This window comes from Pseudoxanthomonas sacheonensis (genome assembly GCF_010093305.1).
In the GTDB taxonomy this organism is placed as follows: Bacteria; Pseudomonadota; Gammaproteobacteria; order Xanthomonadales; family Xanthomonadaceae; genus Pseudoxanthomonas_A; species Pseudoxanthomonas_A sacheonensis.
In genome coordinates, this window is the sequence record NZ_PDWS01000020.1 from 63207 (window position 1) to 78960 (window position 15754).

The window sequence follows — 15754 nt, forward strand, 5'->3', positions numbered from 1 at the left end:
TTTGAACACTGGGGCGTCGCCAAGAGGCCTAAGGCACCGGGTTTTGATCCCGGCATTTCGTAGGTTCGAATCCTACCGCCCCAGCCACTAATTCGGGAATGGGGAATAGGGAACAGGAAATCGTTCAAGCCAAGCGCTTTTCCGATTCCCCATTCTCCATTCCCGATTCCCCTTAACCGGACTTCGACATGCAAGACGAACGCAACCTGCTTGTCTTTTCCGGCAACGCCAACCAGCCGTTGGCCACCAGCATCTGCCGCGAGCTCGGCATACGCCAGGGCAAGGCGATGGTGTCGCGTTTCTCGGACGGCGAAGTGCAGGTGGAGATCGAGGAGAACGTGCGCCGGCAGGAAGTGTTCGTGATCCAGCCGACCTGCGCGCCGACCGCGGAAAACCTGATGGAGCTGCTGGTGCTGATCGACGCGCTGAAGCGCGCATCGGCGGCCAGCGTCACCGCGGTGGTGCCGTATTTCGGCTATTCGCGGCAGGACCGTCGCCTGCGTTCGTCGCGGGTGCCGATCACCGCCAAGGTGGCGGCGAAGATGTTCACCGCCGTCAACGCGGACCGGGTGCTGACCGTGGACCTGCATGCGGACCAGATCCAGGGTTTCTTCGATATCCCGGTCGACAACGTATACGCGTCGCCGTTGCTGCTCGCCGACATCTGGCGCGCCTACGGCACGGAAAACCTGATCGTGGTGTCGCCGGACGTCGGCGGCGTGGTGCGTGCGCGGGCCGTGGCCAAGCGCCTGGACGACGCCGACCTGGCCATCATCGACAAGCGCCGTCCGCGCGCCAACGTGTCCACGGTGATGAACATCATCGGCGACGTGGAAGGCAAGACCTGCGTGCTGGTGGACGACATCGTGGATACCGCCGGCACCCTGTGCGCCGCCGCTGCCGCGCTCAAGGCGCAGGGCGCGCTCAAGGTGGCCGCGTACTGCACGCACCCGGTGCTGTCCGGGCCGGCGGTGGACAACATCAACGGCTCGCAGCTGGATGAGCTGGTCGTCACCGACACCATTCCGCTGTCGGCCGCCGCGCGCGCCTGCGGCAAGATCCGCCAGCTCAGCGTGGCCGAGCTGCTGGCGGAAACCATTCGCCGGATCGCTTTTGGCGAATCGGTCAGTTCGCTCTACGTGGACTGAGGCGGGAATGGAGAATGGGGAATAGGGAATCGTCGAAGCAACCGCTTTTCCGATTCTCCATTCCCGATTCCCGATTCCCGGGAACGAAGGGCTCTTCTGGTCGCGGGAGAGTCTCCAGAGCCGCCGCGAGGCGGCATAACGCAACGATAGTGAGTAAGTGAAAATGGCAATCACACATGAAATCAAGGTACAGCGCCGCGAAGACGAGGGTAAGGGTGCGAGCCGCCGCCTGCGTCGCGCCGGTGCCGTGCCGGCCATCGTTTACGGTGGCGAACTCAAGCCGGTCAGCATCCAGCTGAACCACAACGACGTCTGGCTCGCCAGCCAGAACGACTGGTTCTACGCCTCCATCCTGGACCTGAGCCTGGCCGGCGACGTGCAGAAGGTCCTGCTGCGCGACATGCAACGCCATCCGTTCAAGCAGCAGATCATGCACCTGGACTTCCAGCGCGTGAACGAGAACGAAGCGCTGCGCGTTTCGGTGCCGCTGCATTTCCTCAACGAAGAGAAGTCGCCGGCCGGCAAGGCCGCCGAAGTCGTGGTCACCCACGAATTGAACGAAGTGGAAATCAGCTGCCTGCCGAAGGACCTGCCGGAGTTCATCGAGATCGACCTGTCCGCATTGGAAGTCGGCACCGTGATCCACTTGTCCGACCTGAAGCTGCCGAGCGGCGTCGAAATCCCCGAGCTGAAGCTGGGCAAGGAACACGACGTGGCCGTGGTGATCGCCAAGTACGGCCAGGAAGAAGCGGAAGAGGCCGATGCGGCCGCCGCCGAAGTGCCTGCCGCCAAGGTCGCCAAGAAGGAAGAGCCGAAGAAGTGACCGTCGCATAGCGACGGTCATCCCGAGCCGCAGGCGAGGGATCTGCTGGCGCCTTGGCAAAAGGACCGGCAGGTTCCTCACTGCGTTCGGAACGACAACTTATGGCAGGACTCCGTCTCATCGTCGGGCTGGGCAACCCCGGTCCCGAACACGCGCGAACCCGGCATAACGCCGGGTTCCGTTTTGTCGACACGCTCGCCGAAAAAGAAGGCGTGCGCTTCGGCCTGGAAAGCAAGTTGTTCGGCGAAACCGCCAAGATCCATATCGGCGGCGAACCGATCTGGCTGTTGAAGCCTTCCACCTACATGAACCTCAGCGGCAAGTCGGTGACCGCCGCATTGCGTTACTGGAAGATAGCCCCGGAAGAAGCGCTGCTCGCGCACGACGAGTTGGATCTGGCGCCGGGCACCGCGCGCCTGAAGTTCGACGGCGGCCACGGCGGACAGAACGGCCTGCGCGACACCATGCAGCTGCTGGGCCATGGCAAGTTCCACCGCCTGCGCATCGGCATCGGCCATCCCGGCCACAAGGACAAGGTGACCGGTTGGGTGTTGGGAAAGCCGGGCAAGGACGACGAAATGCTGATCGGCCGCGCCATCGACGAGGCGATCGACGTGCTGCCGCTGGCGGTAGCCGGTAATTTCATGGATGCGATGACGAGGTTGCACACAAGCCGAGATTAGGGATTGGGGATTCGGGATTTGGTAGAGCAGACGCTTTTCCGAATCCCGAATCCCGAATCACAAATCCCGGATCCACCCATGGGCATCAAATGCGGCATCGTCGGTCTGCCTAACGTCGGCAAATCGACTCTCTTCAATGCGCTGACCAAGGCGGGCATCGCTGCGGCCAACTTTCCGTTCTGCACCATCGAACCGAACGTGGGCGTGGTGCCGGTGCCGGATCTGCGCCTGAACCAGCTGGCCGAGATCGTGAAGCCGCAGAGAGTGCTGCCGACCGCGGTGGAGTTCGTCGACATCGCCGGTCTGGTCGCCGGCGCGGCCAGCGGCGAAGGTTTGGGCAACAAGTTCCTGGCCCATATCCGCGAAGTCGATGCGATCACCCACGTGGTGCGCTGCTTCGAGAACGACGACGTCATCCACGTCAACAACAAGGTCGATCCGCTGTCGGATATCGACACCATCGACACCGAGCTGGCGCTGGCCGACCTGGACAGCGTGGAGAAGGCCTTGAACCGCGCCGAGCGCGCTGCCAAGGGCGGCGACAAGGACGCAGCCGCGCGCAAGCCGGTGCTGGCCAAGTTGCTGGCCGCGCTGAGCGACGGCAAGTCCGGCCGCAGCGTAGGCCTGGACGAGGAAGAGAAGGGACTGGTGCGCGATCTGTTCCTGCTGACGCTGAAGCCGGTGCTGTACATCGCCAACGTCACCGAGGATGGTTTCGAGAACAATCCGCACCTGGACGCCGTGCGCCAGCGCGCCGTCGCCGAAGGCGCCGAAGTGGTGCCGGTGTCGGCCGCGATCGAAGAAGAACTCTCGCAGATGGACGACGGCGACCGCGATTCGTTCCTGGCCGACATGGGCCTGGAAGAGCCGGGCCTGAACCGCGTGATCCGCGCCGCGTACAAGCTGCTGGGCCTGCAGACCTATTTCACCGCCGGGGTGAAGGAAGTGCGCGCGTGGACGGTCAAGGCCGGCTCCACCGCGCCGCAGGCCGCGGGCGTGATCCACACCGATTTCGAGAAGGGCTTCATCCGCGCCGAAACCATCTCCTTCGACGACTTCATCAAGTACAAGGGCGAAGCGGGATCGAAGGAAGCCGGGCGCCTGCGCCTGGAAGGCAAGGAATACCGCGTGCAGGAAGGCGACGTGCTGCATTTCCGCTTCAACGTCTGACTGGGTTCCCTTTTCCATCCGGCGTGTCCGGACTCGGCAAGAGAAAAACCCGCCGGAAGGCGGGTTTTTCGTTTTGTCGAAACGACGCGTTTTTTTTTACAGCGCCTCGCCCCCCAGCTTCCAGGTGATCTGCATGTAGTAGCTGCGCCCCATGGAATCGAACCAGGAGGTGTCGTAGTACGGGTAGTTCGCCCAGGTCGCGTCCCTTGGCGGCATCTTGTCCAGCAGGTTGTTGACGGTCAGCGACACGCGCAGGTGATCGGTGATGTCGTAGCGGGCGCCGGCATTGAAACGCCAGGTGGCCTGCGTCCACGCATCGTTGTCGTAGTTGGCGACACGGCCGACGTAGGTGCCGAACAGACTGGCGCCCCAGGCATTCCGGTCCCAGCTGACGCCTAGATTGCCCTTGGCCCGCGGAAGAGTGGTGGCGGCGAAGCTGACGTCCAGCATGTCCTCGGTCGGATCGCCGGGGTATTGCTGGCGGGTGTGCTTGTAGGCCCAGTTGTAGTTGGCGTTGAAGTTGAACTTGCCGGCATTGGCGGTCTGCAGGCGATAGTTGGCGGTCACGTCGATGCCCGACGTTTCTTCGTTGGCGATGTTGATGGGGGCGAAGTGGACGCTGGTGATGGTGCCATCCTCGTCGCGGATGACGCGGGCGAGCGCATCGACGCAGGTCGGCGAAGTTATGTCGACCGGATCGCCGTCGTTGGTGACGCCCAGCCGGCAATTGGCTTCGTCGATGCGCAGCTGCTCCCTGCTCTGGGCCTGTACCTGGTTGGACACGCTGATCTTGTAGTAATCCACCGCCAGGTCGAAATTGGCGCTCGGCGACCACACGAAGCCCGCCGTGAACGACTTGCTGGTTTCCACGTCCAGCTCCATGTTGCCGGCGTAGACGTCGAAGGTGTTGGTGTCCCAACTGCCGTCGTCGTAACAGTCGCCGTCGCTCATGCCCGGTTCGTCGGTGCGGCACTGGTAGTAATCGGTCGAGACCGTGCGGTAGAAATCGTCGCCTGCGAACAGGTAGTGCATGTCCGGCGCGCGGAAGCCGGTGCCGTAGGAACCGCGCAGCAGCAGCGTATCCAGCGGACGCCACTCAAGGCCCAGGCTGTAGGTGAACTTGCCCGGATCCTTGTTGCCGTAGCTGTACTGGTCGTAGCGACCGGCGAGGCTGGCTTGCAACGAGCTCAGCAGTGGCACGCGAAACTCGGCCGCGGCGCCCCAGCGGTCGCGGCTGCCATGGCCATCGCCGTAGCGGGGACCGTAGTAGGCATCGGCGGTCAGGGCGAGCGGGTCGGGGTTGATGCGATAGGACTGCTCGCCGTACTCGATCGCGCCGGCGAAACCGACGTCGCCGGCCGGCATGGAGAACAAAGCGGGAGTGTCGAAGGTGAAGCTGAGATTGTCGTTCTTGGCTTCGGGGTGCCAGACGGACATCACGCCGAAGGTGGCGAATTCCGCCGGCGTCAGCGGCGTGAACAGGCGTGCCGGATCCGGGCTGAAGATCGCATAGCCGTCGGCGTCGTAGCCTTGCTGTTCGCCCAGGAAGAAGCGGTTGGCGACATCGGCCCTGATGCGCGGCATCTTCACGTCGGCCTTGTACTGGGAATGGTTGTAGGAGGCTTCCCAGCTCCAGTCCTCGCCGAACTTGCCGTTGAAGCCGGTGGTCACCGCCAGCGTCTTCTGCACGGTCTCGTTCATGCGGTTTTCCAGTCCGCCCACCTCTTCGGGCGCGAACTGCCGCGACCAGATTTCGTAATGGCCGGTGTTGGCGTTGTAGAAGATCTTGTCGTTGTTGTCGGTGGAGTTGGGATCGTGGAATTCCCAGGCCATGTGGTCGCTGGTCACGTCGTTGCCGTTGGTGCCGGTGAGCAGCTTGACCGTCTGACGCCCGAGCTGGACATCGGCGAACCAGGACAGGGAGTCGGAAAAGCGGTATTCGAACGAACCGTAGAGATTGGCGCCCTTGCGCTCGTTCTGGATCGTGCGGTACGCAATGGCGCGATCGCTGCCGCAGTAGGGTTCGCCGAATCTGTCTTCCGCCAGCACTGTGGTGCCTTCGTTCAGCCCCGACAACGCCGCGCAATCGTCGGCCGGCGCGATATTGACGTCGTCGTCCCAGTCGTAGAGCTGGGCGATGAGCCGGGGTAGGCGTCGACGCGAGGTGGGCGCGTCGAGGGTGGAGTCCTGGATGCTGCGGTCGGTGCCCCACAGCGGGCGCTTGTTGAGCAATTCCAGGCCGACGATGCCGCTGAAGTTGTCCCGTTCGAAGCCGGTAGTCAGCGACAAACGGTGCGATTCGCCGCCACCGCGCTCGGTATCGCCATAGCGGTAGTCGATGATGGTGCCGTCGGTGGATTTCTTGAGGATGAAGTTGATCACGCCGGCCATGGCGTCGGAGCCGTAAACGGCCGAGGCGCTGCCGGTCAGCACTTCGACACGGTCGATCATCCCCAGGGGGATGTTGCCGATATCGGTGAAGTTGCTGCGGCTGTTCAGCGGCAGCGGAAAGTCGGCGATGCGCCGACCGTTGATGAGCACCAGCGTGTGGTTGGGCCCCAGGCCGCGCAGATCGACCGCTTGGGCGCCCGGCGTGGATTGCGCGTTGGTGGTGTTCTGCTGGCCATAGACGCTGCCGCTGTTCTGGCTCAGCGAGCGCAACAGATCCGGGACGGAGGTGAGGCCGGCGGACTGGATCTGCTCGGCGGTGATCAGCGTGATCGGCGCGGGGCCTTCCAGCTGCGCGCGCGGAATGCGCGAGCCGGTGACCTGGATGGTTTCGAGTTCCTGCACCGCCTCTTCGGGCGCGGCCGGCGCTTGCTGCGCCATGGAGACCTGCCTGGCGACTCTGGGCTTCGCCGGCGCCGTGCGCTTGACGATGACCATGGCACCGGAGGCATCGCGCTGCGCCACGAACTGGCTACCCCGCAGCAACCGATCCACCGCTTCCTGCGGTGTCCGCGCGCCCTGCACACCGGGCGTGCGCAGTCCCTGCAATTGCTCGGCGCGATAGACGAATTGCGCGCCCGACTGTCGGGCCAGGGCGTCGAGAGCGGAAACCAGTTCGCCCGGCGGAATGTTGATCGGCGCCGATGCCGGGGTTTGCGCACGGGCGGTAAGGGCGGCAGAACAAGCCAGGCTCAACAGCAGGACACGTAACGGACGAAGCATTGGTTTCCCCATTGGCGCACGGGACTGCGCCCACGGCCTAACATGGACGAACGAACCCGAGAAATCCCGCCATCGGCCCTGGCGGCGGGGAAGAGCGGGGCGTCAGTGGCTGTGCAGGACGATGCGGTCCGGCTGGCGCTCGACCCGCACCGGGAAGCCCTGTTCGAGCAGGCGCACGAACGCTTCGGTATTGGACCAGCGGAAATTGCCGCCCACCCGCATGGCCGACACCTGCGCATCGCCCATGACGATCTTGCGTGCGTTGTAGCGGTTGAACTCGGCGGCCGCGTCCGCCAGCGGGGTATTGCGGAAGGTGAGGTAGCCGCTGCGCCAGTCAAGATCGCGCTCGGCCTCTTCGACCGTGCCCGTGCGCACCAGCACGCCGCGGCTGCCCGCCAGCGCCACATTGCCTGCGTGCAGCAGGGTGGTGGGCATCCGTTGCGGCCCGGTGCCGGCTTCGGATTGCAGGCGCACCGTGCCTTCGGTCACCACTACCCGCAAATCGGCGCCGCTGCGGCGCACCGCGAAGCGGGTGCCCACGGCCACCACCTGCCGCCCGCCGGCGCTGACCACGAACGGCCGTCCCGGGTCCTTGGCCACCTCGAAGAACGCTTCTCCCTGTTCCAGGTCGATGCGGCGTTCGCCATTGGACAGGGAAACCAGCATTTTGCTGTCGCTGCTCAGGGTGGCGTTGGATCCGTCGGAGAGAGGCACGGAGCGCAAGTCGCCGATCGCGGTGAGGTAGGACGCCTGTTCCACCGAGGCATGGCGCTGCCAGCCCCAGCCCAGCGCGACCGCCAGCACCACCGCGGCCGCGGCGCCCGCATAGCCGCCCGCACGCGAGGCGCGGGGCGGTGTGCGCGGGGCGAACGTCAGGCCGCGAAGGTCGAGCGGCTCTTTCGCAGCGCCGGTCTGCGGCGCATGAGCGTCGACGGGGACGGCGCTGCGGCGCTCCTGCATATCAAAGGAAAAGCGCGCCCACTGTCCGCGCGCCGGTATCTGGCCGGCAGGAACGCCGGCTCCCAGCGCCTTCAGCCGTCCGCTATGCGCCCATGCCGCTTCGAGCCGCAGGAAGGCCACCCGGTGCGCGGTGGACTCGGCAAGCCAGGCCTCCAGGCCGGCCTGGTCCTGCGCGCCCCAGCCCTCGCCGTCGCGCCTGGCCAGCCAGGCCGCCGCGGTTTGTTCAATCTGTCTGCTGCTGGCCATGCCCGTTTCCGTTTTCGGCCTGCGCCGCCCCGTTCCGTGCGTCGGCAACGGGCACGCCATCGCCGTAGAAATGCTCGGCGAGCAGGCGTACGCCCTTGGCGACGTGCTTTTCCACGGTTTTCTCGCTGATTCCCAGGCGCATGGCCACTTCCTTTTGCGGGAGTTCCTCGACCCGTCGCAGCCAGACCACTTCCCGGCACCGGTCGGGGAGGCGGTCGAAGGCTTCGGCCAGCCGTTTGAGGATCTGGCGCCCGCTCGACCAGCGCTCGGGCGTCACCTCATCTATCAAGACGTTCAACGACTCGAAATCACCCACTGCCTCGATCGATACCACCCGGCTGCGACGCACGCGGTCGGCCATCAGGTGCCGCGCCGTGGCGAACAGAAAGGATTTGGGCATGGTGGGAAGCGCCTTCCCCGCGGCTTCGTAGACGCGGACATAGACCTCCTGGCGCAGGTCGTGCAGCTCATCCCGGTGCGGCCAGCAGCGGCGCAGGAAGTAGGCCAGCGCCTGTTCGTGCACCAGAATCTCGCGGGCGAACCAGGCGTCGAGCGATTCGTTCATGCGCCGACCTTAACCCAATCGGCGACCGTGCCGCCGGTGGCGAGCCGGAGTAGGGGGAAATCCGGGTAGGGGCCGGTCCTCGGGTAGGGGAATGGCGCTCCCCTTCGTCTGTATCGACAACCTGTACCCCGGACCCATCGCTATGCGCCAACCGCAAACCGCTTTCCGACGCTGCAGAGGCTTTGGCCTGGCTTGGCTCTGGTCGTGCGTGGCGGTTTTGGCTCTTTGCGCGGGCCACGCCGCCGCGCGGATAAGCAGCGACAGCGCCCAGCGCAACGGCTACCACTACTACGAAATAGGCGACATGGCCGCGCCGCGGCCGGCCGCCACCCAGCCCGGGCTGATGCTGGTCGGCGGCGGCGAATGGCCCTACGAAGCGTTCCGCTGGATGATCGGCAAGGCCGGCCATGGCCGCATCGTGGTGCTGCGGGCTTCCGGTTCCACCGAAGCGCAGGACGAATTCTTCAAGGACATAGGCGGCATCACCGCCGCGCAGACGCTGGTTTTCGAAGACCGGCAGGCGGCCAGCGACCCGAAGGTGTTGGAGATCGTGCGCCAGGCCGACGGCATCTTCATCGCCGGCGGCGACCAGTCCAACTATGTACGTTTCTGGAAAGGCACTCCGCTCAACGACGCGCTCAATCAGCACGTCCGCGACGGCAAGCCCCTGGGCGGCACCAGCGCCGGGCTGGCCATCATGGGGGCCTTCAGCTACGGTGCGATGGACGGCGGCAGCCTGACCTCGGAAGACGCCCTGAAGGATCCGATGGGGCCGGCGGTGACCCTGGTCGACGATTTCCTGCAGTTGCCCCCGCTGCCGGCGGGGCAGGTCATCACCGACAGCCATTTCGGCGCGCGCGACCGCCTGGGCCGGCTGCTGACCTTCATCGCCCGCCTGTCCAAGGAGCAGGGCACAGCCCAGATCAAAGGCCTAGGCGTGGATGAGAACACCGCCCTGTGCATCGACGGCGACGGGGTAGGGAAGGTCTTCACCGACACCAACGGCAAGGTCTGGCTGGTGGTTCCCCAGGGATTGGTGGACCTGGCGGCCAAGGGTAGCGCCCAAGACTATAGGGAATTCATCGATGGCCGGGTGCGGGCAGGGCAAGCTCTTGATTTTCCTGGCTTCAACGTGACCGGCATCGGTTCCGGCAGCCGCCTGCTGCTGCCTGCCTTCACTGTCGAGGATCCGGCCTTCCGCTCCGAAGCCGACGTGGTGAAGGGCCGCCTGGTGGTTCGCCCGCTAGACTGAAAGCCTTTCCCCGACCACTCCCTACCACCCGAAGCCGGAAACCCCGATGAAGAAACTGCGTCTTTGCGCTGCCTTGCTGGTCCTGCTGGCCCCGTCCGTCCAGGCTGCGGAGCCCGTGCTTCTGATCCATGGCGGCGCCGGTGTAGTGCGCAGCGACATGACCCCGGCCGACGAGGCCGCGGTGCGCGCAGCGCTTGAGCTGGCCCTGCGCAAGGGTCACGAGCAGCTGGCGGCCGGCAAACCCGCGTTGGACGCAGTGACCGCGGCGATCACCGTGCTGGAGGACGACCCCCATTTCAACGCCGGCAAGGGCGCGGTCTTCACCCACGACGGCAAAAACGAGCTGGACGCCTCGCTGATGGACGGTGCGACCCTGAAGGCCGGCGCGGTGGCCGGCGTGCATACGGTGAAAAACCCGATCCTGCTGGCGCAGGCGGTCATGGAGAAGTCCGAACACGTCATGATGGTCGGGCAGGGGGCGGAAATATTCGCCAAGGAACAAGGAGTTACGCTGGTCGACCCTTCGTATTTCCGCACCGAGAAGCGTTGGCAGCAGCTGCAGAAGGCGCTCAAGGAAGAAGCTTCCGGCCAGGCCCATGCCGACCTGGAGACCGCCAAACACTTCGGCACCGTGGGCGCGGTGGCGCTGGACCGGCAGGGCCATCTGGCTGCCGGCACCTCCACGGGGGGCATGACCAACAAGCGCTACGGCCGGGTGGGCGACTCGCCGATCATCGGCGCCGGTACCTATGCCAATGCCACCTGCGCGGTATCCGGCACCGGCTGGGGCGAGTTCTACATCCGCGCCGCCGCCGCGCACGCCATCTGCGCACGCATGGCCTACCTGAAGGAAACTCCGCAGCAGGCCGGCGAAACCGTCATCAACCAGGTCATCCCCAAGCTGGGCGGCGATGGCGGAGCCATCGTGCTGGGCGCCGATGGCGCCATCGGCACGCCCTTCAATACCGAAGGCATGTACCGGGGCTGGATCGGCGCCGACGGCGTGCCGCATGTGGCCTTGTATTCGGACGAGACGCTGCCATCTCATCCCCCTGCCGGCACGGTCAAGCCCTGAAATTCAGCGTGGCAGCGACGTGGGAGCGGCGTCCCGCCGCGAGCTCTTGCTTCTGGATTTGCACTGCAAGAGCTCGCGGCGGGACGCCGCTCCCACGTCGCTGCTCCAATAATTTGCGGAGTCGGACTGCCAGCCCGGTCCGCTCGGCTTGCCTGAACGGAAGTGATGCCGAAGCGCTCCTGTGCCATCCCGGGATCATTTATACAGAGATCGGAGCGAATGCCCGGTTGACAGTACCCGGACTACAGGCCAAAATCTCCGGCTGTTTCACTCCGGTTTGATTTGGCCGGCTGGGCTTCATCGAATCTACGCAATCCGGAGGGATACCCAAGCGGCCAACGGGGGCAGACTGTAAATCTGCTGGCTTACGCCTTCGGTGGTTCGAATCCACCTCCCTCCACCAGTTTCATGTGTCATCAGCGGTTGTGTCATCGGCGAGACCCCGGCGCGGGAGTAGTTCAATGGTAGAACCTCAGCCTTCCAAGCTGATGGTGCGGGTTCGATCCCCGTCTCCCGCTCCAACGAACGCAACGCGCCAAGGCAGCAGTCAAAACCAAAGCGTCACCCGAGTTTCAACGCTCACGTAGCTCAGTCGGTAGAGCACCTCCTTGGTAAGGAGGAGGTCGATGGTTCGATTCCATTCGTGAGCACCATCCACAAGCGTCACCAAAGCTCCAAGCAAAACACCATCCATCCAACGATCTACTCGAGAAGAAGCAGCCATGGCAAAGGGTAAATTCGAACGCACCAAGCCGCACGTGAACGTGGGCACGATTGGTCACGTTGACCACGGCAAGACGACGCTGACGGCGGCGCTGACGAAGATCGGTGCGGAACGTTTCGGTGGCGAGTTCAAGGGTTACGACCAGATTGACGCGGCGCCGGAAGAGAAGGCGCGCGGGATCACGATTTCCACGGCGCACGTGGAATACGAGTCGGCCAACCGCCACTACGCCCACGTGGACTGCCCGGGCCACGCCGACTATGTGAAGAACATGATCACCGGTGCGGCGCAGATGGACGGTGCGATTCTGGTGTGCTCGGCCGCCGACGGCCCGATGCCGCAGACCCGCGAGCACATTCTGCTGTCGCGCCAGGTGGGCGTGCCGCACATCGTGGTGTTCCTGAACAAGGCCGACATGGTGGACGACGCCGAGCTGCTGGAGCTGGTGGAGATGGAAGTACGCGAGCTGCTGACCAAGTACGACTTTCCGGGCGACGACACCCCGATCATCCACGGCTCGGCCCGTCTGGCGCTGGAAGGCGACCAGAGCGAGATCGGCGTGCCGTCGATCATCAAGCTGGTCGAAGCGCTGGACACCTTCATCCCGGAGCCCGAGCGCGACGTGGACAAGCCGTTCCTGATGCCGGTGGAAGACGTGTTCTCCATCTCCGGCCGCGGCACGGTGGTGACCGGCCGTATCGAGCGCGGCGTGATCAAGGTGGGCGAGGAAATCGAGATCGTGGGTATCCGCGATACGCAGAAGACCACGGTCACCGGCGTTGAGATGTTCCGCAAGCTGCTGGACCAGGGCCAGGCGGGCGACAATGCCGGTCTGCTGCTGCGCGGCACCAAGCGCGACGACGTGGAGCGCGGCCAGGTGCTGTGCAAGCCGGGTTCGATCAAGCCGCACACCGAGTTCGAGGCCGAGGTTTACGTTCTGTCCAAGGACGAAGGCGGCCGTCACACCCCGTTCTTCAAGGGCTACCGTCCGCAGTTCTACTTCCGCACCACCGACATCACCGGCGCCGTCGAGCTGCCGGAGGGTGTGGAGATGGTGATGCCGGGCGACAACGTGAAGATGGTGGTCACCTTGATCAACCCGGTGGCGATGGACGAAGGCCTGCGCTTTGCGATCCGCGAAGGCGGCCGTACGGTCGGCGCCGGCGTGGTGGCCAAGATCATCAAGTGACGCCCTGACCCGGTTGGGCCATGGCCCAACCGGCTTTGTCAGGTCGTCATCCCCGCGAAGGCGGGGATCCAGGGCTTGATAGGGCGACAACGGCGGGCCGAACTTTCGGTCCGCCTTCGCCGTCTGAAGGGTTTGCAACAAATCGAAACGCGTCAGTAGCTCAACTGGCAGAGCAGCGGTCTCCAAAACCGCAGGTTGTAGGTTCGAGTCCTACCTGGCGCGCCATTTGGAACGCGTAGCCGACGGGTCAATGGCTACGGTCGCAAACATAAAAGAGTCGGATGAACAGCAAGGTCGAACATTCCAAAGCCGCCGCATCCTCCGCGGGCGACGTCGTCAAATACGCCCTGGCGCTTGCGCTGGTGATTGCGGGTCTGGTGGCGTGGTGGTGGTTCGCGGGCCAATGGGCGACGCCTTTGCGGGCGCTGGCCGTGGTGGTGGGCCTGGTGCTGGGCGCGGTGGTGTTCCTGGGCACGGCCAAGGGTCGCGATACCCGCGAGTTCCTGGTCGAGTCGCGTTTCGAGCTGCGCAAGGTGGTCTGGCCGACCCGCCAGGAAGCCCTGCGCATGACCTGGGTGGTGGCCATCGTGGTCACCGTGCTGAGCCTGCTGCTGGGCGGCTTCGACTGGATCATCCAGTTCGCGCTGAAACAGTTCTTTACCCTGGGCCGTTGAGGAGAATGTCGCAGTGAAGCGTTGGTATGTCGTACACGCCTATTCGGGTTTCGAGAAGTCGGTGGCGCAGGCGCTGCGCGACCGCATCGTCCGCAACGACATGCAGGAGCGTTTCGGCGAAGTGCTGGTGCCGACCGAGGAAGTGATCGAAATGCGCTCCGGCCAGAAACGCCGTTCCGAGCGCAAGTTCTTCCCCGGTTACGTGCTGGTGCAGATCGAAACGCACGAAGAAGCGGGCATCCCGCGCATGGATAACGAAAGCTGGCACCTGGTGAAGGAAACCTCCAAGGTCCTGGGTTTCATCGGCGGCACCGCCGACCGTCCGCTGCCGATCCGCGATGAGGAGGCCGATGCCATCCTCCAGCGCGTGCAGGACGGCGTCGAGAAGCCGCGTCCGAAGGTGTTGTTCGAACCCGGCCAGATGGTGCGCGTCACCGAAGGCCCGTTCAACGACTTCAACGGCGTGGTCGAGGAAGTGAATTACGAGAAGAGCCGCCTGCGCGTGGCTGTTCTGATTTTCGGGCGCTCTACCCCGGTCGAACTCGAGTTCGGCCAGGTGGAGAAAGCCTAAAGGCCGGGGGCCGGTTTCGGTTCCCGATTCAAAGCGAAGGGAGGAGTCCCGCAGTCGCAAGACGTGCAGACGCTTGAACTCCAGGAGTAAATCGAAATGGCAAAGAAAGTAGTCGGTTACATCAAACTGCAGGTCAAGGCCGGCCAGGCGAATCCGTCGCCGCCCGTCGGTCCTGCGCTGGGCCAGCGCGGCCTGAACATCATGGAATTCTGCAAGGCGTTCAACGCCGCCACGCAGAAGCTGGAGCCGGGCCTGCCCACTCCGGTCATCATCACGGCCTATTCCGACCGTACCTTCACCTTCATCACCAAGAGCACGCCCGCCAGCGTCCTGCTGAAGAAGGCCGTCGGCATCCAGTCCGGTTCCAAGCGCCCCAACACCGAGAAGGTGGGCAAGGTCACCCGCAAGCAGCTCGAGGACATCGCCAAGGCGAAAGAACCCGATCTGACCGCAGCCAGTCTGGATGCGGCGGTGCGTACGATTGCGGGTTCGGCCCGCAGCATGGGCTTGACGGTAGAGGGCTAAGACGATGGCACAGACCAAACGACAGAAAGCGATCTTTGCCGCGGTCACCCCGGGCAAGGCGTATTCCATTGACGAAGCGCTGAAGATCGTCAAGGACAACAGCAAGACCAAGTTCGTGGAAGCCGTCGACGTGGCCGTGCGCCTCGGCGTGGACGCCAAGAAGTCCGACCAGCAGGTGCGCGGTTCCACCGTGCTGCCCGCCGGCACCGGCAAATCGGTCCGCGTGGCGGTGTTCGCACCGGCCGGCGCCAAGGCCGACGAAGCCATCGCCGCCGGCGCCGAAGCCGTGGGCATGGACGACCTGGCCGAGAAGATGCTGGCCGGCGACCTGAACTACGACGTGGTCATCGCCACGCCGGACGCGATGCGCGTGGTCGGCAAGCTGGGCCAGGTGCTGGGCCCGCGCGGCCTGATGCCGAACCCCAAGGTCGGCACCGTTTCGCCGAACCCGGCCGAAGCCGTGAAGAACGCCAAGTCGGGTCAGGTGCGCTACCGCACCGACAAGGCCGGCATCATCCACTGCACCCTGGGCAAGGCCAGCTTCGACGACGCCTCGCTGAAGAGCAACCTGCAGGCGCTGCTGCTGGACCTGGTCAAGGCCAAGCCGTCGACCGCCAAGGGCACCTACCTGCAGAAGATCTCGCTGAGCTCGACCATGGGCCCCGGCGTGACCGTGGACCTGTCTTCGCTGAGTCTTAAGTAACAAAGCTTCAACCCTTCTCCCGCTCGCGGGAGAAGGCGCCCCGAAGGGGCGGATGAGGGCGCTCTTCGCCATTACGTGAAAAACAAACCCTCACCCCAACCCTCTCCCGCAAGCGGGAGAGGGGGCAACAAAGAATTTTGAGGGCAATCGCAAAAGGCTTCGGCCCAAGCGATGGCTGTCAAAGACCGCAGGCGCGGTCGGCGCATATCGGCGACGGGCAAGGAAGCTTGGTTACGGCAAGGAGTCGCCGTCGATACAGCGGGGTCGCTTAATTC

At 64.6% G+C, this 15754-nt stretch carries 14 protein-coding genes and 5 tRNA genes; 16 read left to right on the plus strand and 3 right to left on the minus strand.

Features of this window, described 5'->3' with window-relative positions; genetic code table 11:
• Positions 1–9 precede the first annotated feature (9 nt).
• The 5 genes from CSC73_RS15610 (at position 10) to ychF (ending at position 3824) form a co-directional block, all read left to right on the plus strand.
• Positions 10–87 (plus strand) — tRNA-Gln (locus CSC73_RS15610).
• 101 nt (positions 88–188) lie between these two features.
• Positions 189–1148, plus strand: a complete 960-nt coding sequence (locus CSC73_RS15615; RefSeq protein WP_163842098.1) for a ribose-phosphate diphosphokinase — start codon at positions 189–191, stop codon at positions 1146–1148.
• Positions 1149–1311: 163 nt separating this feature from the next.
• Positions 1312–1971, plus strand: a complete 660-nt coding sequence (locus CSC73_RS15620) for a 50S ribosomal protein L25/general stress protein Ctc (protein WP_163842103.1) — start codon at positions 1312–1314, stop codon at positions 1969–1971.
• A gap of 101 nt (positions 1972–2072) precedes the next feature.
• On the plus strand, positions 2073–2654 hold the full coding sequence (gene pth, locus CSC73_RS15625) for an aminoacyl-tRNA hydrolase (protein WP_163842106.1): 582 nt from the start codon (positions 2073–2075) through the stop codon (positions 2652–2654).
• Positions 2655–2732: 78 nt separating this feature from the next.
• Positions 2733–3824 (plus strand): redox-regulated ATPase YchF, encoded by a 1092-nt coding sequence (gene ychF, locus CSC73_RS15630; RefSeq protein ID WP_163842109.1) that lies wholly within the window; start codon positions 2733–2735, stop codon positions 3822–3824.
• A gap of 96 nt (positions 3825–3920) precedes the next feature.
• On the opposite strand, the gene CSC73_RS15635 is transcribed toward ychF, so the two are convergent.
• The 3 genes from CSC73_RS15635 to CSC73_RS15645 form a co-directional block, all read right to left on the minus strand.
• A complete protein-coding gene (locus CSC73_RS15635) occupies positions 3921–6995 on the minus strand; it encodes a TonB-dependent receptor (RefSeq protein WP_163842112.1) in 3075 nt (1024 codons plus the stop codon).
• 102 nt (positions 6996–7097) lie between these two features.
• Positions 7098–8201 (minus strand): FecR family protein, encoded by a 1104-nt coding sequence (locus CSC73_RS15640; protein WP_163842115.1) that lies wholly within the window; start codon positions 8199–8201, stop codon positions 7098–7100.
• Positions 8179–8766: an RNA polymerase sigma factor gene (locus tag CSC73_RS15645; protein WP_163842118.1), complete on the minus strand. Its 588-nt coding sequence runs from the start codon at positions 8764–8766 to the stop codon at positions 8179–8181. Before CSC73_RS15645 ends, CSC73_RS15640 begins: the two co-directional genes overlap by 23 nt.
• Positions 8767–8974: 208 nt before the next feature.
• Between CSC73_RS15645 and CSC73_RS15650 the strand changes: the two genes are divergently transcribed.
• The 11 genes from CSC73_RS15650 to rplA all read left to right on the plus strand — a co-directional run bounded on the left by CSC73_RS15650 (position 8975) and on the right by rplA (position 15479).
• On the plus strand, positions 8975–10018 hold the full coding sequence (locus CSC73_RS15650; RefSeq protein ID WP_246197541.1) for a cyanophycinase: 1044 nt from the start codon (positions 8975–8977) through the stop codon (positions 10016–10018).
• A 46-nt stretch (positions 10019–10064) separates the two neighbouring features.
• Positions 10065–11093, plus strand: coding sequence for an isoaspartyl peptidase/L-asparaginase family protein (locus tag CSC73_RS15655; protein ID WP_163842123.1), 1029 nt, complete (start codon positions 10065–10067; stop codon positions 11091–11093).
• Between the two features lie 317 nt (positions 11094–11410).
• Positions 11411–11496: transfer RNA gene (locus tag CSC73_RS15660), tRNA-Tyr, on the plus strand.
• A gap of 44 nt (positions 11497–11540) precedes the next feature.
• Positions 11541–11614 (plus strand) — tRNA-Gly (locus CSC73_RS15665).
• A 56-nt stretch (positions 11615–11670) separates the two neighbouring features.
• Positions 11671–11746 (plus strand) — tRNA-Thr (locus CSC73_RS15670).
• A gap of 69 nt (positions 11747–11815) precedes the next feature.
• On the plus strand, positions 11816–13006 hold the full coding sequence (gene tuf / locus CSC73_RS15675; protein WP_163842127.1) for an elongation factor Tu: 1191 nt from the start codon (positions 11816–11818) through the stop codon (positions 13004–13006).
• A 149-nt stretch (positions 13007–13155) separates the two neighbouring features.
• Positions 13156–13231 (plus strand) — tRNA-Trp (locus tag CSC73_RS15680).
• Between the two features lie 56 nt (positions 13232–13287).
• Positions 13288–13680, plus strand: coding sequence for a preprotein translocase subunit SecE (gene secE / locus CSC73_RS15685; protein ID WP_163842131.1), 393 nt, complete (start codon positions 13288–13290; stop codon positions 13678–13680).
• A 13-nt stretch (positions 13681–13693) separates the two neighbouring features.
• The gene (gene nusG / locus CSC73_RS15690) at positions 13694–14251 is read left to right on the plus strand and encodes a transcription termination/antitermination protein NusG (RefSeq protein ID WP_163842134.1); all 558 of its coding nucleotides are present in this window, start codon (positions 13694–13696) and stop codon (positions 14249–14251) included.
• A gap of 96 nt (positions 14252–14347) precedes the next feature.
• Positions 14348–14776, plus strand: coding sequence for a 50S ribosomal protein L11 (gene rplK, locus CSC73_RS15695; RefSeq protein WP_093290179.1), 429 nt, complete (start codon positions 14348–14350; stop codon positions 14774–14776).
• 4 nt (positions 14777–14780) lie between these two features.
• Positions 14781–15479 (plus strand): 50S ribosomal protein L1, encoded by a 699-nt coding sequence (gene rplA / locus CSC73_RS15700; protein ID WP_163842136.1) that lies wholly within the window; start codon positions 14781–14783, stop codon positions 15477–15479.
• Positions 15480–15754 lie beyond the last annotated feature (275 nt).

Coding starts and splice junctions, on each gene's coding strand:
- CSC73_RS15645 (WP_163842118.1), bottom strand. CDS start 8,766: ATGAACGAATCGCTCGACGCCTGGTTCGCCCGCGAGATTCTGGTGCAC.
- CSC73_RS15655 (WP_163842123.1), top strand. CDS start 10,065: ATGAAGAAACTGCGTCTTTGCGCTGCCTTGCTGGTCCTGCTGGCCCCG.
- CSC73_RS15615 (WP_163842098.1), top strand. CDS start 189: ATGCAAGACGAACGCAACCTGCTTGTCTTTTCCGGCAACGCCAACCAG.
- CSC73_RS15635 (WP_163842112.1), bottom strand. CDS start 6,995: ATGCTTCGTCCGTTACGTGTCCTGCTGTTGAGCCTGGCTTGTTCTGCC.
- secE (WP_163842131.1), top strand. CDS start 13,288: ATGAACAGCAAGGTCGAACATTCCAAAGCCGCCGCATCCTCCGCGGGC.
- rplK (WP_093290179.1), top strand. CDS start 14,348: ATGGCAAAGAAAGTAGTCGGTTACATCAAACTGCAGGTCAAGGCCGGC.
- ychF (WP_163842109.1), top strand. CDS start 2,733: ATGGGCATCAAATGCGGCATCGTCGGTCTGCCTAACGTCGGCAAATCG.
- CSC73_RS15640 (WP_163842115.1), bottom strand. CDS start 8,201: ATGGCCAGCAGCAGACAGATTGAACAAACCGCGGCGGCCTGGCTGGCC.
- pth (WP_163842106.1), top strand. CDS start 2,073: ATGGCAGGACTCCGTCTCATCGTCGGGCTGGGCAACCCCGGTCCCGAA.
- tuf (WP_163842127.1), top strand. CDS start 11,816: ATGGCAAAGGGTAAATTCGAACGCACCAAGCCGCACGTGAACGTGGGC.
- CSC73_RS15620 (WP_163842103.1), top strand. CDS start 1,312: ATGGCAATCACACATGAAATCAAGGTACAGCGCCGCGAAGACGAGGGT.
- rplA (WP_163842136.1), top strand. CDS start 14,781: ATGGCACAGACCAAACGACAGAAAGCGATCTTTGCCGCGGTCACCCCG.